This is a genomic window from Dactylosporangium sp. CS-033363 (genome assembly GCF_050942475.1).
Classification (GTDB): Bacteria; Actinomycetota; Actinomycetes; order Mycobacteriales; family Micromonosporaceae; genus Dactylosporangium.
Window position 1 is genome coordinate 2,358,527 of record NZ_CP192032.1, and the last position, 17,597, is coordinate 2,376,123.

The window sequence follows — 17,597 nt, forward strand, 5'->3', positions numbered from 1 at the left end:
TGGGGTGCCGTGAAGCGGGGACCGGGACGGGGAACGGGTCATGAGAGCCGCACCCGCGGGTCGATCACGGCGTAGAGCACGTCCACGATCAGGTTGGCCATGACGATGAAGAACGAGGCGAACAGCGTCGCGCCGAGGATGATCGGCAGGTCCTTCTGGGTCACCGCGTCGACGCTGAGCTTGCCGATGCCCGGCAGGCTGAAGACGCGCTCGGTGAGGATCGCGCCGCCCAGCAGCGTGCCGAGGTCGAGGCCGAAGATCGTCACGATCGGCGTGAGCACCGCGCGCATGGCGTGCTTGCCGATGACGACCCGTTCCTTCAGACCCTTGGCCCGGGCGGTGCGGATGTAGTCCTCACCCATGGTCTCGAGCATCTGCGCCCGCGTCAGCCGCGCGTAGGTGGCGGCGAACAGCAGGGCGAGGCTCACCCAGGCGAGGAAGAGCTTGTTGGCCCAGCCCCACGGGTCGTCCACGAAGTTGATGTACTCGCCACCCTGGAAGATCTTCCATTGGTGGACGAACAGCGACTGGAAGACGAGACCGGTGAAGTAGACCGGTAGGGAGACGCCGGCGAGCGCGACGATCATGACGGCTCGATCGGCGAACTTTCCGCGTTTCAGCGCGGATATGATGCCGCCCGCCACGCCGCCGACCAGCCAGAGGATCGCGGCGCCGATGGCGAGGGAGATGGTGACCGGAAGCCGGTCCAGCAGGAGCGGCCAGACCTCGCGGTCGGTGCGGAACGAGTAGCCGAAGCAGGGGGCCGAGCAGTGCGTGACCGACGGACCGCTGTTGTAGTCGCGGCCGACGACCAGGCCCTTCACGAACCGGCCGTACTGGACGTAGATCGGCTGGTCGAGGCCCAGCTTGATCCGCGTCGCCTCCACGTCGCGCGGGGTCGCCGACTTACCGACGTACATCTCGGCGGGATCTGCGTTCGACGCCTTCGGGATCAGGAAGAAGATCGCGAAGGTGACCATCGAGACGGCCACGATGAGCAGTGCCGCGGTGACCAGGCGGCGCAAGATGTAGTTGATCACGTGTGCGGCCTGACGCCGGCCGGCTCGACGGGGTTCCCGTCGCACCGGCCGGCGCCGTGGCCCTCACCTGCCTTCTGTACTCGTGAAGGGCGGGTTACCGGCTGTTCAGGCTTGCTGCTTCGACGCTAGAGCGAGCAATCCGACCCGAGGGTCAGGACTGGACGCCCAGGCTGCCGAAGTCGTACATGCCGTAGTACTCCGTCACGAACACGTTCGTGACGCGGGGGTTGCGGTAGTTGAGCGCCTTGTCGTAGACGAACGGCACCATGACGGCCTGGTCCATCACCTTGTGGTTGATGGTGGTCCAGATCGTGGCCGCCTTGGCCGGGTCCTTCTCCGCCTTCGCCTGGTCGATCAGGCCGTTGATCTCCTGGTCGTTGAGCTCGGCGTAGTTGTTGTTGCCCGACGGCAGGATGTTGCGGCCGTCGACCAGCACGGACAGGAAGCCGTACGCGGTCGGGAAGTCGGCACCCCAGCCCGCCATCATGAGGCCGTAGCCCTTGGCCGCCACGTTCGACGGCGCACCGATGGTCGAGCGGAAGTACAGCGACGGCTCGGTCGGGTCGAGGCGGGCGTTGATGCCGACGTTCTTCAGCGCGGCCTGCAGCGCCTCGGCCGTCTTCGGCTCCTTGCCGCTGGTGCGGGTCGCGATCACGGTGTCGAAGCCGTTCGGCTTGCCACACGCGGCGAGCTCTTCCTTGGCCTTGTCGATCTGCGGCTTGCCCGACTTGGTGTTGTACGGGTCGTAGTCGTCGTGACCCGCGATGTTCGGGGGCAGCATGTTGGTGGCGATGTCGCCACCGGCCTCGGCGCCACCACGAGCGGTCTGCATCGTGATCTTGTCCGTCGCGTACTGCACGGCCTTACGGCAGTGGATGTTGTCGAACGGCGCGACCTTGGTGCTGATCGAGAAGTAGCGGATGAAGCCCGTGTTCGGGGTGTCCGCGTTCTTCTTCTTCTCCGGGTCGAGCAGGATCTTCGGCTGCGAGCCCTGCTGGACACCGGTCTGCGCGGTGTCGATGTCGATCTCGCCGCTCAGCAGCTGGTTGTCGATCTCCTCGACCGCCGTGCCGATGGTGAAGTCGATCTGGTCCGGCAGCGCCTTGCGCACGGTGTCGGACTTCGGGTCCCACTGGTCGTTGCGGACCAGCACGGCCTTCTTGCCCTGGTCGTACGACTGGAACTTGTACGGGCCGCTCGAGACGGGCTTCTCACCGTACTTGTCGCCGGTGTCCTTGGCCTGCGGGATCGGGCCGGCGGACGGGGTGGCGAGCAGGTACAGGAAGTCCGACAGCGGGTCCTTCAGCGAGAAGACGATGGTGGTGTCGTCCGGCGTCGTGACCGACTTCAGACCCAGCTTGTTCGGGTCGGTGTCCTTGTAGGGGCCCTTGTAGTTCTGGCCCTGGTCGAGCACGTCGATCAGGTAGGTCGGACCACCGGAGAGGACATCCTGCGCGAAGACGCGCTCGATGCCGTACTTGATGTCCTTCGAGGTGATCGGCGAGCCGTCCTCGTACTTCAGGCCCGACTTGAGCTTGAAGGTGTAGGTCTTGCCGTCGGCGGAGACCTCCGGCATGGCCTGCGCCAGGTCGGGAACCAGCTTCAGACCGTCCTCGCCCGGCTTCGACTCGTTGGTCAGCAGGGTGCGGACGTAGTAGCCCTTCATGAAGTTCCAGACGTAGGCGTAGTACGCCCGCGCCGGGTCCCACGAGTCCGGGTCGGAGTTGTTGACGAGCTTGAGCGTGCCGCCCTTCTTGTCAGAAGGGTTGACCACGCCCTTGGTGGCGGCGTTGAAGCCGCTCACCCCCGAGCCGCCGCTCTCGCTGGTCTTGGGGCTGTCGCCGCCCGACCCACAGGCGGACAACACCAGGGCGATAGCAGCCGAGCCGGCCACCAGAGCCCCTGTCCTCATTCTCACTGGGTTTTCCCTCCTTGTTTGGCGCGACCCGCCGAGGGACGGGCCGTCCGAGCTGTGCTGCTGTGCGCGTGAAGCTTGGGGTGACGTGCACACGGTTCGGCCGGGCTGGCGGCCATGGCCGGACAGGATGGTGCTGTGGTGCGTGACGGCCGAAGGCCCCGGCGGCCCTTGCGGGCTACCGGTTGGCCTTCGGGTCCAGGGCGTCACGCAGGCCGTCGCCGAACAGATTGAAGGCGAGGACCATGAGGAAGATCGCGAAGCCGGGCACGAACATGTACATCGGGTCGTACTCGTAGTACTGCACGGCGTCGGAGAGCAGCCGGCCCCACGAGGGGGTGGGCGGCAGGACACCGACGCCGAGGAACGACAGCGCGGCCTCGAAGAGGATGTTCGTGGGAATGATCAGCGTCGCGTAGACCAGGATCGGGGCGACGAGGTTGGGCAGCAGCTCACGGAAGAGGATGCGGCCCGGGCCCGCGCCGATGCTGCGCGCGGCCTCGACGAACTCGCGTTCCCGCAGGGAGAGAGTCTGACCGCGGACGATACGCCCGATGTACGGCCAGCTGAAGAACGCGATCACCGCGATCACCACGCCGACCCGCCAGCCCGTGCTCGCCGGCACGACGGAGATCAGAGCGATGGAGAACAGCAGGTACGGGAAGGCCAGGATCAGATCCATCAGGCGGCTGATGGCGCTGTCGATCGCGCCGCCGAAGTACCCGGACACGATGCCGAGCACCACGCCGAGGGTCACCGCGACGATCGTGGCGGACAGCGCCACGAGCAGCGAGACCTGGGCGCCGTAGATGATCTGCGAGAACAGGTCCCGGCCGGTGACGGGCTGGACGCCGAGCAGGAAATCACTGCTGACGCCGCCCCAGGTGCCGACGGGCGGAATGCCGCCGAGCAACGGATCGATCTTGTCTTGGTGGAACTCGTTGACCGGGTGCCCCCACACCTTGTTGATCAGGGGGGCGAACACCGCGACAAGCACCAGGAAAACAATGAACCCGGCTCCGACGAGCGCGACCTTGTCACGCTTGAGCCGCGTCCACGCAATCTGACTGAGCGAGCGACCTTCGATGGCCTTCGCGGGAACACCGGCAGGCGTGGCGGTCGCCTCTTCGACCGTCGGTACCTGTTCGTCGCTCTTCGACGTGACGGGTCCCATAGTCATGGGCGTGGTGCCCCTCTCCCCGGCCGCCTGCCCGCCTTCCGAAAGCCGCCAGCGATGACCGTCGCACCGTGCAGCGAGCATGCGGCGGCCAGACCGGGGCCCGTGGCAGTCAGCAGCCGATCGGCTGTGTCTTCGTGGACTCCTGGTGCCCTATCCGCAGGTTCGGTCCACGGGCAGAGCGTGCACGAAGCCGACGTGGTGTCGTCGCCTTCGTTGGTGGAACCCTGTCTCCCGTTTGGCCGATCGTCAAGGGTCACCCCCTGTCCTGTAACCAAGTCCACGCCGCGCCGTGATGAGGGCGTGATCCAAGCACAGCGACTTTTGGATCATACACCCCCTAAACGGGCGAATTACCGGCGAATCGTAACGGTGCGGTCACGCAACGTGCCGGAAACATGGCAGCAAGTCCGCCGAGATCGGGCTATCCAGGACGATCGTTGATCGTTTAACACTTAACAGCACAGCCCGGTCGGGGTTCATCGTGACACAGTGTGTTCAAATATTGAAATCGATCACGACGGGCGCGTGGTCAGAGGGCCCTTTGCCCTTGCGGGCCTCGCGATCGATGTAGGCACCCTTGACCGCACCCGCGATCGTCGCGCTGGCGCAGACCAGATCGATCCGCATGCCCTTGTCCTGGTGGAACATACCGGCCCGATAGTCCCAATAGGTGAACGGGTTGGGGCCTTTCATCGGCTTCGGGACGATGTCGGTCAGCCCCGTGGCCAGCAGCGCGGCGACGGCGTCGCGCTCGGGCTGGGTGACGTGTGTCGAGCCGGCGAAGGCGGCCGGGTCGAACACGTCCGAGTCGGCCGGCGCCACGTTGAAGTCGCCGCAGACGGCCACCGGTGCACCGCCGGCCAGATCCGCCGCCACCGCCTGGCGAAGAGCTTCGAGCCACGTCAGCTTGTACCCGTAGTGCGCCGACTCCGGCGTCCGCCCGTTGGGGACGTAGACGGACCACACGCGCACCCCGCCACACAGCGCGGAGATCGCCCGGGCCTCCTGCTTGGGCTCCTCGAACAGCGGTTCCTCGCCGCCCGGCTCCCCGCTCCAGCCCGGATCGCCGTCGAAGCCCCGCCGCACGTCGTCGAGGCCGGCCCGGGAGAGCAGCGCGACGCCGTTCCAGCGGCCCTCGCCGTGGTGCGCGGTGTCGTACCCGAGCGCCTTGACCTCCTCGAACGGGAAGGCGTCGGTGGCGAGCTTCGTCTCCTGCAGGCACAGCACGTCGGGGGCGGACTGCTCCAGCCACTCCAGGAGCCGGGGCAGTCGCGCCTTGACCGAGTTCACGTTCCAGGTAGCAAGCCTCACGCCTGCCACCCTCCCACGCCTATGCCGATTCGCGCTTCACCAACTCGGTGGGTAGCAGTAGTACAGGTTCGATCTGCTCGCCGGAGGCCATCCGCAGCACCTGGCGGGCCGCCATCCGGCCCAGGTCGGTGATCGGCTGGCGGACCGTGGTGAGCGGCGGCTCCGTGTCGCGGGCGAAGTCCATGTCGTCGAAGCCGACCACGGCCACGTCGTCCGGGACCCGCCGGCCGGCCTGGCGCAGCGCCCGCAGCGCGCCCTCGGCCATCGCGTCGGAGGCGGCGAACACCGCGTCGAGCTCGGGGTCGTCGCCGAGCAGCTGGCTCATCGCGAGCGCGCCGGACTGGCGGGTGAAGTCGCCGACCGCGACGAGCGAGCGGCGGCCGCTGTCCTGCATCGCCGCGCGGTACCCCTTGAGGCGGTCGATGCCGGCGCTCATGTCCTGCGGCCCGGCGATCGTGGCCACCCGGCGGCGGCCGGTGTCGAGCAGGTGGCGCACGGCGGCGCGGGCGGCGTCCTCGTTGTCGACGTCGACGTACGGCACCGAGGACTGGATCAGCAGCCGCCCGTTGCAGACCACCGGCACACCGGCCCGGCTCAGCCGCTCGGGCAGCGGGTCGGCGCCGTGCATGGAGAAGATGATCGCGCCGTCGACGTGGCCGCCGGTGCAGTACCGCTCGACGCGGTCGTGGCTCGGGCCGCTCGGGCCGACCATCATGAGCACCAGCTGCTTGTCGACCGCCTCGAGCTCGAGGCTCACCCCGCGGATGATGCTGGAGAAGAAGGGGTCGTCGGAGAAGACCCGGCTCGCGGTCTCGGAGGCGACCAGCGCGATCGAGTCGGTGCGCTGGGTGACCAGGCTGCGGGCGGCCTGGTTGGGGACGTAGCCGAGCGCCTCGACGGCGCTGAGCACCTTGTCCCGGATGTGCGGGGCCACCGAGGTGGAGCCGTTGACCACGCGCGAGGCGGTGGCGCGCGACACCCCCGCGCGTTGCGCGACGTTTTCGAGAGTGGGCCGGTCCCGCCCCGACATCACCATTGTGGCGTCCCCCATATCTGTTCGCCGGACCATCATGACTGAAGTTCAGCAATGTGCAGCGCACAAACAATGACGGGCGATGGAGCATGTCGCTCCATCGCCCGTCGCACCCTCACACCGGTTACACCCTGATCACGATTCGCCGGAACACGATACGCCGGTCACCCAAGCCGCCGTATCGGCCGGAGAGCGCTCTCAAGACTGGAATCAGACTGGCCCATGACTAGCCCAATGTCAATCAGAGAATCGGTTGAGAGCGCTCTCTGGAATATGTTGTGGGAAACGCCAAATCCCGTTATGCCGCCTGGCGGCGCCGGCAGGCCTCCAGGTGGGCGGCGATGACCGCGGCCGTGGCGGAGCGCACACAGGCGTCGGCGCCGGCCTCCAGCACGTCGATCACGGCCTGGTGATCGCTGTACGGGCTCAGCACGGCCACGATCGAGGCGGCCGGATGGCGCAGGCAGGCGGCGGTCACCGAGCGAGGGCCGGGGTCGTCGAGGACGACGATGTCGGGCTCGCGGCACCCGGCCGGCATCTCGGCCCGCCGGGTCACCACCCAGCCCTGGGGAAGGTACCTGTCCAGCTCCGGAAGGCGATGTGCGGGCGCGATCAGCAGGACGTCGATGCGCTCCTGGTCGAGCACGGCAGTGTTGCGCGGGGGAAGGGTCAGGATCGTCATGCCTTATTTATGGCCTGTCAGACTGGCATCCCCCTCGGTCCCGCCTGCGAGAATCCTGGAAGCCGCACCAGAACGCACCGCTGGAGGCGACCGTGATCGTCTGGCTCAACGGCCCGTCGGGCGTCGGCAAGGGCACCGTGACCAACGAGCTGTGCCGCCGCGAGCCCCGGGCCCGCGCGTTCGACGCCGAGCGCATCGGCTGGGTGATGCAGCGCGCCGCCGGGCTGGTCCGCCCCGGCGTCCGGCACGGCGACTACCGGGACCTGCCGGCCTGGCGCGCGGCCACCGTGGCCGCCGCGGCCCGGCAGGCCCGTGGGGCCGACCCGCTGCTGGTGCCCATGACGATGCTGCGCCGCGGGCACCTCGAGGAGATCCTGGGCGCGCTGCGCGACCGCGGCCACGAGGTACGCCACGTGCTGCTGGACGTCTCCGCGCCGGCGCTCGTGGAGCGGGTCGAGGCCGACGACGGCCCGGACTCGCGCGGGTGGCGGCTGGAGGATCTCGGCGCGTACCTCACCGCCCGCCGCGACCTGCGCCCGCTCGGCGAGGTCGTGGACACCGACGACCTCGACCCGGACGAGGTCGCCGACGAGGTCCAGCAGCTGATCGACGCCTGGCGCAGAAACGTGCATTGACCCGGCGCCGCCGGTGCGCGAGTCTGGGCGCCATGCTCTCGTGGGGGCGGTTCCGGCGCTCGGCCCCGGATCTCGCCGCGGCCGGCCGCGCGCTGCTCTACCGCGGCGGCGTGGGCCTGGCCTACCTGGGCACCGTGCGCGCCGACGGCGGCCCGCGGGTGCACCCGGTCAGCCCGCTGCTCGTCGAGGACGGCCTCTACCTGCTGCTCATGGTCTCGCCGAAGCTCGAGGACCTGCTGCGCGACAGCCGCTTCGCGCTGCACACGTTCCCGATGGACACCGGCGAGGAGGCCTTCTACCTCACCGGCCGGGCCGTGTTCCCGCGCGACCGGGCCCTGCGCCGCTCGGTCGCCGCGGCGTTCGTGGCCGAGCGGGCCCTGGCCGCGCCGCCGCCCGGCTTCAGCCAGCAGGTGCTCGTCGAGCTGCTCGTGAGCACCTGCGTGCTGAGCCGGGCGGGGCAGTACGTCACCTGGGCGGCCGCCGAGGTGCCCGCGCACGAGCTCCCCGCCGGCCGCCATCGCGCGGCGATCTAGCTCCTGTAGATCTCGAACTCCCAGAGGGAGTACCCGTAGCCGGTGGCGCGGGCGACCCCGGTCATGCGCACGTACCGGGCGGTGACCGGCGCGAACGTCACGTTGTCGATGCCGCCGTTGCCCGCGTCGACGGTCGCCGCCGTGGTCCAGGTGCTGTTGTCGGTGGACACCTCGATGCGGTAACGCGTCCCGTACGCCGACTCCCAGCGCAGGATCACCCGCCGGACGGACTGGGCCGAGCCGAGGTCCACGGTGAACGACTGGTTGTCGCTCCACCCGCTGGACCAGCGGCTGGTCGGGTCGCCGTCGACGGCCGCCCCGGTCGAGTAGAAGAGCTGCGTGCTGCTGGCCCTGACGCTCCTGCCCTGGGCCAGGTTGGCGATGTCGTCGCCGCGCTTGGCCGGGAAGGAGACGACCTGCTGGTACGTCGGCCGGTTCTGCCAGGAGATCTTGTCGTGGGTGATGCCGCCCAGCGGCGACTGGATGATCGTGTCCGCGCACCACTGGTCGCCGGCCGAGCAGGTGCTGTCGCCCGGGTAGGTGGTGGTGGCGGGCTCCGCGGCGGCCGTGGCCAGGGTCGAGGTCAGCACCTGCCGGCAGGCCGCGAGGTTGCCGCCGCCGCAGTAGGTCTTGCCCAGGCCGCTGCGCACCGGGTCGCCGAGGACCGAGCGGAGGTCCTTGTCGAGGTACCCCCACCACCCGTACTGGAACGCCGAGCCCTTGTGGCCCTGGGTCTGGTTCAGCGAGCCCGCGTTCGTCGGCCCGGTGGCCCCGGACGGCGACTCGTCGATCTGCAACGCCCTGGTCAGCGCCGCGTAGACGTCGTCGCCGAGGCCGGGCCGGAAGGTGCCGTCGACGAGCTTGGGCCACCAGGCGTCGAAGGTGCGGATCGCCGCCGCGTGCTGGTAGACGTGCGAGCCCTGGCTGGTCTCGACCCGCTTGGTCCCGGCCGCGAGCCAGGCCCGCAGCGCCACCACGTTGGCATCCGTGCTGGTCCCGGCCGGGTCCAGGATGCGCAGCAGCTCCGGCAGCAGGTTCTCGGCCCGCAGGTCGGTGACGGCGGCGTCCTCGACGATCCGCACCACCCCGGCCCGGTCCACCTTGCCCGCGCTCAGCGCCGATTTCACGCGCTTGTCGAGCAGGTCCGCGCGGTGCACGGCGCCGAAACTGAAGTTTCCGTCGGCTGCCGAGAAGTCCTTACTTTGCTTGTTATTCCAAGAGACAAAATAATCCTGTCCCGTGGACTGCGGATGCTGGGCCACCGGAATGTAGTCGGCCGTATTCGTATCCGCATTCCAGCCCGACCATTCATATGCCGCGTCGGCCTTCGTCGGCAGGTTCGGGTTCGCGCCGGACTTGCGGACCGGGTCGCTGCCGGAGTTGAAGTACGCGGTGTCGGTGGCGTTGACGTAGAACCAGTTGAACGCGTACCCCACGTTGCTCGCCGAGTCGATGAACCGGGCCGGGTTCGCCATCGCCGCCGGGTCGTTGAAGGCCTGGAAGCCGATCGCCGAGTCCGCCTCGTGCCGGTAGGTCGAGCGCAGCTGGGTGAAGGCCACCGGCGCCCCGCCGACCGTCCCGCGCCAGGCGACCAGGCCGTACTTCGTGCGGTACGAGATGAGCTGGTAGGACCCGGCGGCGGTGCCGTCCGCGACCGTCGGGGTCCAGGCGTTGTTCTGGGTCAGCGCCTCCATCGGCGTGCAGGTGCCGCGGAAGCGGTAGGCGGTGGACTGCGCGGTGGCCGGGGAGCCGTCGGTGTTGCACAGCGGGACCGCGTAGGTGTCGGTGATGTCCTGCTCCGACGAGGTGGCGCTCCAGGCGTAGTCCTGGCCGCGGCCGAGCAGCACGTAGAGGTTGAGCCCGGCGAAGGCGACCCCGTGCGCGCTGATCCCCGGGCCCTGCAGCTCCTGCAGCATGAGCAGCTGCGGCGAGAAGTACCCGGTCTGCGGCCCGAACACGGCGATCGGGTGGCCGGTGGAGGAGTGCGCCGCGTCCACCACGACCGCGTTGGACATGCCCCGCTTGGTCGCGCTGCCCGGGGCGAGCCCGGCCGTGGTGGTCGCCGAGCCGGTCGGGTTGAACACCACCGGCTGGGCGGAGACGCTGCCCGCGTCCGGCATGGCGACACCGGCGGCGTCGGGGTCGCCCGCGCCGTACGGGAAGGACTGCCCGTTGTGCAGCGTCAGCACGGCCTCGTCGTCGTTCTGCGAGCGGAAGGCCGCCCACAGCCGGTCGCCCTCGGCCGCGCCGTAGCGGGCCCGCGCGGTGACCCGGACCAGCGCCGACTCCACCTCGCCGCCCCCGCCGCCGCCGAACAGCCCGCCGACCACGCCGGCGATGGCGATCAGGTCGGTCATCTGGAACGGCTCTGGCCCGCCGGCGTTGGTGATCGCGTCGAGGTGCCCGGTGAGCACGTACTCGCCGGGGCAGTTGCGCCCGGACATGCACGCGGCGATGTAGGCGTTGATCCCGGCGATGTAGTTCTGCACGTCGTCGTAGAGCTGCTGGCCGCGGGTGCCCTTGGTGCGCAGCGCGTTGACCTGGGCCTGCAGGTCGGCCTCGGTGTACGGGGCCTGCCGCCAGATGCTCTGCTCCAGCTCCCGGTTGCCCGGCGCGCCGCCCGCGAACGGGGTCAGCTTGCCGCGGCCGACCCGGCGCAGCAGGTCCATCACGAAGAGCCGGTCCTCGGCCCCGGCATACCCGGCGCCGTACATCGTCCCGGCCCGGGTGGTGCCGGTGACGTGCGGGACGCCGAGGGACTTGTCGCGCACGATCGTCACGTCGGAGCGGGGGCTGTAGGTGCGCGCGGCCTGGCCGGCCGGCACCCCGAACGACGCGTCGTTGTAGAAGGACGAGATCTGCTCGTCGGTCAGCCCGGTGTAGGCGGAGACGAGGTTCGCGTACGGCCCGAGCTGGTCGGCGGAGTGCGCCGGCCGGGTGCCCAGGGCCTTGTGGGCCAGGATGTCGGCGAGGGTGGCGTTGCCGTTCTGGCCCGGCGGCAGGATGTCGTTGCACTGGTCGAGGCAGTAGTCGTTCGGGGTCAGGACCGCGGCCTCGGCCGGCGCGGCGAGCGCCGGGGCGACGAGGACGGCCGCGGTGAGCAGGAACGCCCCCAGGGCGCGTTTGACGACGGGCAGGGACATGGCGGATCCCTCCGGGGGTTGCGAGCCAATATGAAAATGACTCGGATTACCGGATGGTAACAACGACGCCCGTCACTGAACAGAGGTGTCATCCCGTCTATACGCAGGGATTCCACTACGCTTCACCGGTGCTCGTGGTCCATGCCCTCTGGGTCGAAGGCCGCCTCGGTCTGTGGGCCGAGGAGGACGGCACTGCGCTCGCGGGCCTGAACCTCGACGGCGACACGGGCGTCGCGGCCGAGCGCCGGCTCGCGCTGCCGACCCGCAACCGCCGGCCCGAGCCCTGGCCCGCGGTCACCGAGAAGGCGCAGCTCAAACCGTGGACGGTGGCGACCGTCGAGTACGAGCCGGACGACGCGCTCGGGCTGCTGCGCGGGATCCCCGGGCTGGCCGGCGACGACATCGCGCTGGCCCAGTCCACCGAGTGGTTCGTCGCGCTCGGCGAGTTCGCGGCCGGCCTGGTCGCGCGGGGGCGGATGCTGCCCGCGATCGTCGGCGCGGAGGCGCGCTGGGCGCCGGTGCTGACCGGCCGCGACGCCGCCCACGCCCGGGCCCTCGCGCTCGCCCTGCCGTCCGCCGCGCTGGCCGCCACGCCCGGCGTGACCCGGGTGGCCGCGGTGACCGAGGCCCTGGACGCCTTCGTGGACGCGGCGACCCGGGCGACGATTCCGGCCGGCGCCGCGCCGGGCTGGCTCGGCGCGCTCGCCGGAACAGATCGGTCAATCAACCACGAAACTGCCGCATTGCTGCAGAAGCGGCTGGCCGCCTGGGAGGCCGACGCCGTCGGGGGATCGGTCCGGGCCTGCTTCCGGCTGGTCGAGCCGCCCGAGCCGGAGGTCGGCGAGGAGCCGGCGCCCGACCCGCACTGGACCCTCGAGTTCGCGCTGCAGGCCGCCGACGAGCCCACCCTCGTGGTGAACGCCGACCGGGTGTGGCGCTCGCGCGGCGCGCTGAAGGCGTTGCAGCGGCACATCCCGGCCCCGCAGGAGACGCTGCTGGCGGAGCTCGGGCGGGCGAGCCGGCTGTACCCCGCGCTGGAGGACGCCCTGCGCGACGCCCGCCCGGTCGCCCTGCGCCTCGACACCGACGGCGCCCACCGGCTGCTCAGCGAGGGCGCCCCGCTGCTGGCCGCGGCCGGTTTCGGCGTCGTGCTCCCCGGCTGGTGGCGCCGCGCGTCGGCCCGTCTGGGCGCCCGCCTGAAGGTCAAGGACGGCAGCGGGGGTACCGCCCCCGGCACCGTCAGCACCGACAGCGGCCTCGGCCTCGGGGCGGTGGTCGACTACCGCTGGGAGCTGGCCCTCGGCGGGGAGCCGCTGACCGAGGACGAGCTGCGGAGGCTCACCGACCTCAAGGCGCCGCTGATCCGGCTGCGCGGCCAGTGGGTCGAGCTCGACCCGCGCCGGCTCGCCGAGGGGCTCTCGTTCATCGAGCGGCACCGCGAGCAGGAGTCGATGACCGTCGCCGATCTGCTGCACATGGCGGGCGGGGCGGCCGAGGGGCCGGGCGGGCTGCCGGTCATCGAGGTGGCCGCCGAGGGGTGGCTCGGGGACCTGCTCAGCGGCGAGGCGGACGTGCGCATCGGCGACGGGGACGTGCCGCCGGCGTTCAGCGGGGAGCTCAGGCCGTACCAGCGAAGGGGTTTGAACTGGCTGCGCTTCCTGGAGCGCGCCGGGCTGGGCGGCATCCTCGCCGACGACATGGGCCTCGGCAAGACTGTGCAGCTGCTCGCGCTGCTGGCCGGGGCCGCGCCCGGTCCGACGCTGCTGGTGTGCCCGATGTCGCTGGTCGGCAACTGGCAGCGGGAGGCCGCGAAGTTCGCGCCGGGCCTGCGGGTGCACGTCCACCACGGGGCGGATCGCGCGCGGGCGCTGGACCCGGCCGGCTTCGACGTCGTCGTGACCACCTACGCCGTGGCGACCCGCGACGTCGAGCTGTTCGCGCGGGTGCCGTGGCACCGGGTGGTGCTCGACGAGGCCCAGGCCGTGAAGAACGCGGCCACCAAGCAGGCGGCGGCGGTGCGGCGGCTGCCCGCCCGGCACCGCGTGGCCGTCACCGGCACCCCGGTCGAGAACCGGCTCGCCGACCTCTGGTCGATCATGGAGTTCGCCAACCCGGGCCTGCTGGGCAGCGCGACGAAGTTCAAGGAGCGCTTCGCCGAGCCGATCGAGCGCGACGGGGACGCCGACGCGGCCGCGCGGCTGCGCCGGATCACCCAGCCGTTCGTCTTGCGCCGGGTCAAGACCGACCGCACGATCATCTCCGACCTTCCCGAGAAGCTGGAGATGGACGTCGTGTGCAGCCTGACCCCGGAGCAGGCCAGCCTGTACCAGGCGGTCGTGGACGACATGCTCGCGCGCATCGACAGCAGTGAGGGCATCGAGCGGCGCGGCCTGGTGCTGTCGACCATGACCCGGCTCAAGCAGATCTGCAACCACCCGGCGCTGGCCCTGCGCGACGGCAGCCGCCTGCCCGGCCGCAGCGGCAAGCTGGCCCGGCTCGAGGAGCTCGCCGAGGAGATCCTGGCGGCGGGGGAGCGGGCGCTGATCTTCACGCAGTACGCGGAGTTCGGCGGCATGCTGCGGGCCGAGCTCTCCGCCCGCTTCGGCCGCGAGGTCGCGTTCCTGCACGGCGGGGTGCCCAAGGCCGGCCGGGACGCGCTGGTGGCCCGCTTCCAGGAGGCCTCGCCGTCCTCGCCGCCGCTGTTCGTGCTCTCCCTCAAGGCGGGCGGGACGGGGCTGACGCTGACCGCGGCCAACCACGTGATCCACGTCGACCGCTGGTGGAACCCGGCCGTGGAGGACCAGGCGACCGACCGGGCGTTCCGGATCGGGCAGCGCAAGGCCGTGCAGGTGCGCAAGTTCGTCACCGCGGGCACGGTCGAGGAGAAGATCGCCACGCTGATCGCCGACAAGCGCGGGCTGGCCAAGCAGATCGTCGGCACCGGCGAGGGCTGGCTGACCGAGCTGTCAACCGCCGACCTGCGCTCGCTGCTGACCCTGGATCCGGCCGCGGCGGTGGCGGGGTGAGTGGTCCGGAGCGGAGCGGAGGGGCCGCTCACTGGAAGCACAGTTCCACGCCGGCGCCGGAGCCTGCGGAGGCGCTGGCGTGACTGAGCGATTATGCGCGTTCGTACTGCTCGTCGGCCCGGTGCTGCCCGCGCGGGAGGAGCTGCACTGGCGGCTGCACGACGCCATCGAGCAGGCGGCGGGGCGGGCCGGGATCGCGTTTGCGCAGGTACAACTGCAGATGCTCGGTGACGGCGCGCTGGTGGTCTTTCCGGCCGACGTGAACGAGCCGCGGGCCTTCGCCGCGCTGTGCCGGGTCTTCCGCGCGGGGCTGCCGCCCGACGACCAGACGCCGGTGCGCATCCGCCTCGCGGTGGCGTTCGGGCCGCCGTCGGTCGCGACCATGGAGGTCACCCGGCTCGTCGACGGGGCCGATCAGGGCGGCCTGCTGCAGGTCGTGCTAGGCCGGGAGGGGATTGGCCCCTAGGCCCTTCAGCGACCGGTGCAGCGTCTTCGCCGTCGACACGTTGAGGAAGCAGTGCGCGGTGCGGTCGCCGAGCTGCCACTGGGCCTGGGTCAGCCCGTCCCAGAACGTGTAGACGTCCTTGCGCTGGTACAGCTGCAGCTCACTCAGCCCCATGAACGCCGCCACCAGCGTGAAGCAGGCCTTGCTCACGGTCGCGTTGAGCGCCTGCGCGTCGGCCGGGAACGGGCCCGCCGGGGCCGCCCACGCCCCGACGAACTCGGTGTCGTGCGGCTCGGTGCAGGCCACCGGCGTGACGGCGTCGACGCTGCGGTAGAACCCCTCCGGCGTGAGGTCCCCGCCGTCGAGGTCCACGCAGGTCAGGGCCAGCGGCCGCGGGTCCTTGAGGCCGTCCTTGACGCTGCCGGTACGGGGCGCCGGCGCGAAGAGGTCGTCGCCCGCCTCGGCCAGCCCGCACACGTACGTGCGCACCCCGCCCTGCCACGCCGCCTGGCTGGGCAGGGACAGGAACGGGAACAGCCGCCCGGTGCGCCAGTCCCCGCCGGCGTACGCGCTCGACTGCTGGTCGCACGCGGCGTACGCGGCCCGGGTCGGGTCGGAGTCCCAGGCCGGCAGGGCGTCCCCGGCCACCGTCCCGGTCGCGACCACCTCGACGCTGTGCTCCTGGGCGCAGTCGACGGCGACGAGCACCGCCCGGTCCGGCTTCTCGAACGCGCTGAACGGCCCGCCGGCGAGGCACTGCCCGGCCTGCGGCGGCACGTACTTCGCGCTCGGCAGCATCGGCCACCCGTTGGTCAGGTCGCCGTCGGTGTGCGCGGGCGCGCCGCAGGCCGCCGCCGTCGCGAGGACGGCGGCGGCCAGGAGCAACCGGCTACTCCGCCAGGCCATTGCTGCAGGGCGTGCCCGGTTCGAGCGACGCCGTCTGGCGGTACTTCCTGATGAACTGATCCACCCGCGGGTCGTCGGCCTTGTCCACCCGCAGCTGGTACCCCCACGCCTGCAGCGAGATCGCGCTGGGTTGGCCGTCGTACGGGCTCATCAGCATGAAGTCGGTGTTGCGCACCTTGGCCGCGAGCTTGTCCACCTCGGACCTGGCCAGGCCCGGCTGGTAGGTGATCCAGACCGCGCCGTGCTCCAGGCTGTGCACGGCGCGGCCCTCGGGGATCTCCTTGTCGTACACGTCGCCGGCGCAGCGCTGCCACATCCCGAAGTGGTTCCCGCCGGCCGCGGGGACCATCGGGTAGTCGGGCTTGGCCGTGTCCTCGACGTGGTCGCGGCCGAGCCAGTCCGGGTGGGTGAGCCGGTAGTCGATGACGCCCGGGATGTCCTTGCTCACGTCGGCGTCGTCGGTGGCGCTGTCGTTGCGGGAGCCGACGAACCAGAACACCCCGACGACTCCGGCCACACACAGGATCGCGAGCACGGCGGCGACGCTGCTGAGGATGATGATCAGGTTCTTGTTGCTCTTCGGCTGGGCCGGACCCCCTGGCATGCCCGGTCCGCCCGGCCCCGGCATGTAGGGCGGGGGCGGGTAGGCCGCGGGCGGCGGATACTGCGGCGGCGCGTACGGCGCCTGCGGCTGCTGCGGCGCGTACGGCGCTTGCTCCTGCGGTGCGTACGGCGCGGCCGGGGGCTGCTGCGGCGCGTACGGCGGCTCGGGGTAGGGGCCGGTCATGGCGCCGAGATTACCGGAATGCCCGCCTGATCCCGTCAGGGCTGGATGTTCTCCAGATCGGCGAGCAGGCTCGGGTGCTTCGGAGCCCAGCCGAGCTCCGCGCGGGTCTTCGCGCTCGACGCCGGCTGGTCGGTCGCGAAGATCGGGCCGAGCGGGCCGTACGTCTCCACCGGCACCGGCTGCACGGGCAGCCCCAGCCGCCGGCCGATGACCGCCGCGATGTCCCGCACCGCGTCGCCCTCGTCGTCGACCGCGTGCCAGGCGGTCCCGGCCGGCGCCCGCTCCAGGGCGAGCCGGAAGAGCACGGCCGCGTCGAGCGCGTGGACGGCGGGCCAGCGCTGGGTGCCGTCGCCCGGGTAGCCGGAGGCGCCGGACTGCCGCGCGATCTGGGTCAGCAGGCCGGCGAACCCGCCCGTGCCGTTGTTGTGCACGGTGCGCGGCAGGCGGATCGCGGAGCTGCGGACCCCGCGCCCGGCCAGGCCCAGGATCGCCGTGACCGTGCGGCCGCGCCCGCCGACCGGGCCGTCGGTCGGGACCGGGTCGTCCTCGGTGGCCGGGCGGCCCGGCGCGAACGGCGTGCCCGAGACGGTGACGAGCGGCCGGTCGCTGCCGGTCAGGACCTCGCCCAGCGCGGTGAGGGCGGCGGTCTCCTCGGCGATCGCCCCGGCCAGCGCGTCGGCGCTGCTGAAGTCGTTGCTGAAGGCGAGGTGGATCACGCCGTCGGCCCGCTGCGCGCCCGCGCGGACCGCGTCCAGGTCGGCCAGGCCGCCGGCGAGGGGCTCGGCGCCGGCCGTCTTGAGGGCCAGGGCCGAGCGCTCGGAGCGGGCCAGCGCGAGGACGGTGTGGCCGTGGGCGAGCAGTTCGGCGACGACGGCCGAGCCGACCAGGCCGCTGCCGCCGGTGATGAAGACCTGCATGGTGGTTCTCTCCCCAAGGTGATGGGACCTTTGTCCCATCACTC

14 protein-coding genes are annotated in these 17,597 nt (G+C 71.1%); 4 read left to right on the plus strand and 10 right to left on the minus strand.

What is annotated here, in order from left to right; translation table 11 throughout:
• Positions 1–38: 38 nt before the first annotated feature.
• The 6 genes from ACQPZ4_RS10845 to ACQPZ4_RS10870 form a co-directional block, all read right to left on the minus strand.
• Positions 39–1,040, minus strand: coding sequence for an ABC transporter permease (locus ACQPZ4_RS10845; RefSeq protein WP_433058438.1), 1,002 nt, complete (start codon positions 1,038–1,040; stop codon positions 39–41).
• A 151-nt stretch (positions 1,041–1,191) separates the two neighbouring features.
• Positions 1,192–2,952, minus strand: a complete 1,761-nt coding sequence (locus tag ACQPZ4_RS10850) for an ABC transporter substrate-binding protein (RefSeq protein WP_433058440.1) — start codon at positions 2,950–2,952, stop codon at positions 1,192–1,194.
• A 181-nt stretch (positions 2,953–3,133) separates the two neighbouring features.
• On the minus strand, positions 3,134–4,216 hold the full coding sequence (locus ACQPZ4_RS10855; RefSeq protein ID WP_433058442.1) for an ABC transporter permease: 1,083 nt from the start codon (positions 4,214–4,216) through the stop codon (positions 3,134–3,136).
• A 414-nt stretch (positions 4,217–4,630) separates the two neighbouring features.
• Entirely contained in the window at positions 4,631–5,446 is an 816-nt protein-coding gene (locus ACQPZ4_RS10860) for an exodeoxyribonuclease III (protein ID WP_433058444.1), read from the minus strand.
• A gap of 19 nt (positions 5,447–5,465) precedes the next feature.
• On the minus strand, positions 5,466–6,476 hold the full coding sequence (locus ACQPZ4_RS10865) for a LacI family DNA-binding transcriptional regulator (RefSeq protein WP_433066449.1): 1,011 nt from the start codon (positions 6,474–6,476) through the stop codon (positions 5,466–5,468).
• A gap of 301 nt (positions 6,477–6,777) precedes the next feature.
• Positions 6,778–7,161, minus strand: coding sequence for a hypothetical protein (locus tag ACQPZ4_RS10870; RefSeq protein WP_433058446.1), 384 nt, complete (start codon positions 7,159–7,161; stop codon positions 6,778–6,780).
• 92 nt (positions 7,162–7,253) lie between these two features.
• On the opposite strand from ACQPZ4_RS10870, the gene ACQPZ4_RS10875 reads away from it, so the two are divergent.
• Both ACQPZ4_RS10875 and ACQPZ4_RS10880 read left to right on the plus strand, forming a co-directional pair.
• Positions 7,254–7,796, plus strand: coding sequence for an AAA family ATPase (locus tag ACQPZ4_RS10875; RefSeq protein WP_433058449.1), 543 nt, complete (start codon positions 7,254–7,256; stop codon positions 7,794–7,796).
• Positions 7,797–7,828: 32 nt separating this feature from the next.
• A complete protein-coding gene (locus tag ACQPZ4_RS10880) occupies positions 7,829–8,329 on the plus strand; it encodes a hypothetical protein (RefSeq protein ID WP_433058451.1) in 501 nt (166 codons plus the stop codon).
• Here the strand turns inward: ACQPZ4_RS10880 and ACQPZ4_RS10885 are convergent.
• Complete coding sequence (locus ACQPZ4_RS10885) at positions 8,326–11,472, minus strand: penicillin acylase family protein (protein ID WP_433058454.1); 3,147 nt, start codon at positions 11,470–11,472, stop codon at positions 8,326–8,328. The two genes, ACQPZ4_RS10880 and ACQPZ4_RS10885, sit on opposite strands and share 4 nt — an antisense overlap.
• Positions 11,473–11,600: 128 nt before the next feature.
• Between ACQPZ4_RS10885 and ACQPZ4_RS10890 the strand changes: the two genes are divergently transcribed.
• Positions 11,601–14,498 (plus strand): DEAD/DEAH box helicase, encoded by a 2,898-nt coding sequence (locus ACQPZ4_RS10890; RefSeq protein WP_433058457.1) that lies wholly within the window; start codon positions 11,601–11,603, stop codon positions 14,496–14,498.
• A 79-nt stretch (positions 14,499–14,577) separates the two neighbouring features.
• The gene (locus tag ACQPZ4_RS10895; RefSeq protein ID WP_433058459.1) at positions 14,578–14,964 is read left to right on the plus strand and encodes a hypothetical protein; all 387 of its coding nucleotides are present in this window, start codon (positions 14,578–14,580) and stop codon (positions 14,962–14,964) included.
• Here ACQPZ4_RS10895 and ACQPZ4_RS10900 read toward each other — a convergent pair.
• Genes ACQPZ4_RS10900 through ACQPZ4_RS10910 form a run of 3 tightly spaced genes read right to left on the minus strand, consistent with a single transcriptional unit; the run spans position 14,938 to position 17,553 of the window.
• Positions 14,938–15,849, minus strand: a complete 912-nt coding sequence (locus ACQPZ4_RS10900) for a septum formation family protein (RefSeq protein ID WP_433058462.1) — start codon at positions 15,847–15,849, stop codon at positions 14,938–14,940. The genes ACQPZ4_RS10895 and ACQPZ4_RS10900 overlap by 27 nt on opposite strands.
• Positions 15,833–16,636 (minus strand): DUF3105 domain-containing protein, encoded by an 804-nt coding sequence (locus ACQPZ4_RS10905; protein WP_433058465.1) that lies wholly within the window; start codon positions 16,634–16,636, stop codon positions 15,833–15,835. The genes ACQPZ4_RS10900 and ACQPZ4_RS10905 overlap by 17 nt, the downstream gene beginning before the upstream one ends.
• Positions 16,637–16,671: 35 nt before the next feature.
• Positions 16,672–17,553 (minus strand): SDR family oxidoreductase, encoded by an 882-nt coding sequence (locus ACQPZ4_RS10910; RefSeq protein ID WP_433058468.1) that lies wholly within the window; start codon positions 17,551–17,553, stop codon positions 16,672–16,674.
• Between the last annotated feature and the right edge of the window lie 44 nt (positions 17,554–17,597).

Bases quoted from the DNA above. Each gene is read 5' to 3' on its own strand.
- ACQPZ4_RS10870 (WP_433058446.1), bottom strand. From the start codon at position 7,161: ATGACGATCCTGACCCTTCCCCCGCGCAACACTGCCGTGCTCGACCAG.
- ACQPZ4_RS10855 (WP_433058442.1), bottom strand. From the start codon at position 4,216: ATGCTCGCTGCACGGTGCGACGGTCATCGCTGGCGGCTTTCGGAAGGC.
- ACQPZ4_RS10865 (WP_433066449.1), bottom strand. From the start codon at position 6,476: ATGTCGGGGCGGGACCGGCCCACTCTCGAAAACGTCGCGCAACGCGCG.
- ACQPZ4_RS10850 (WP_433058440.1), bottom strand. From the start codon at position 2,952: ATGAGGACAGGGGCTCTGGTGGCCGGCTCGGCTGCTATCGCCCTGGTG.
- ACQPZ4_RS10905 (WP_433058465.1), bottom strand. From the start codon at position 16,636: ATGACCGGCCCCTACCCCGAGCCGCCGTACGCGCCGCAGCAGCCCCCG.
- ACQPZ4_RS10880 (WP_433058451.1), top strand. From the start codon at position 7,829: ATGCTCTCGTGGGGGCGGTTCCGGCGCTCGGCCCCGGATCTCGCCGCG.
- ACQPZ4_RS10900 (WP_433058462.1), bottom strand. From the start codon at position 15,849: ATGGCCTGGCGGAGTAGCCGGTTGCTCCTGGCCGCCGCCGTCCTCGCG.
- ACQPZ4_RS10910 (WP_433058468.1), bottom strand. From the start codon at position 17,553: ATGCAGGTCTTCATCACCGGCGGCAGCGGCCTGGTCGGCTCGGCCGTC.
- ACQPZ4_RS10885 (WP_433058454.1), bottom strand. From the start codon at position 11,472: ATGTCCCTGCCCGTCGTCAAACGCGCCCTGGGGGCGTTCCTGCTCACC.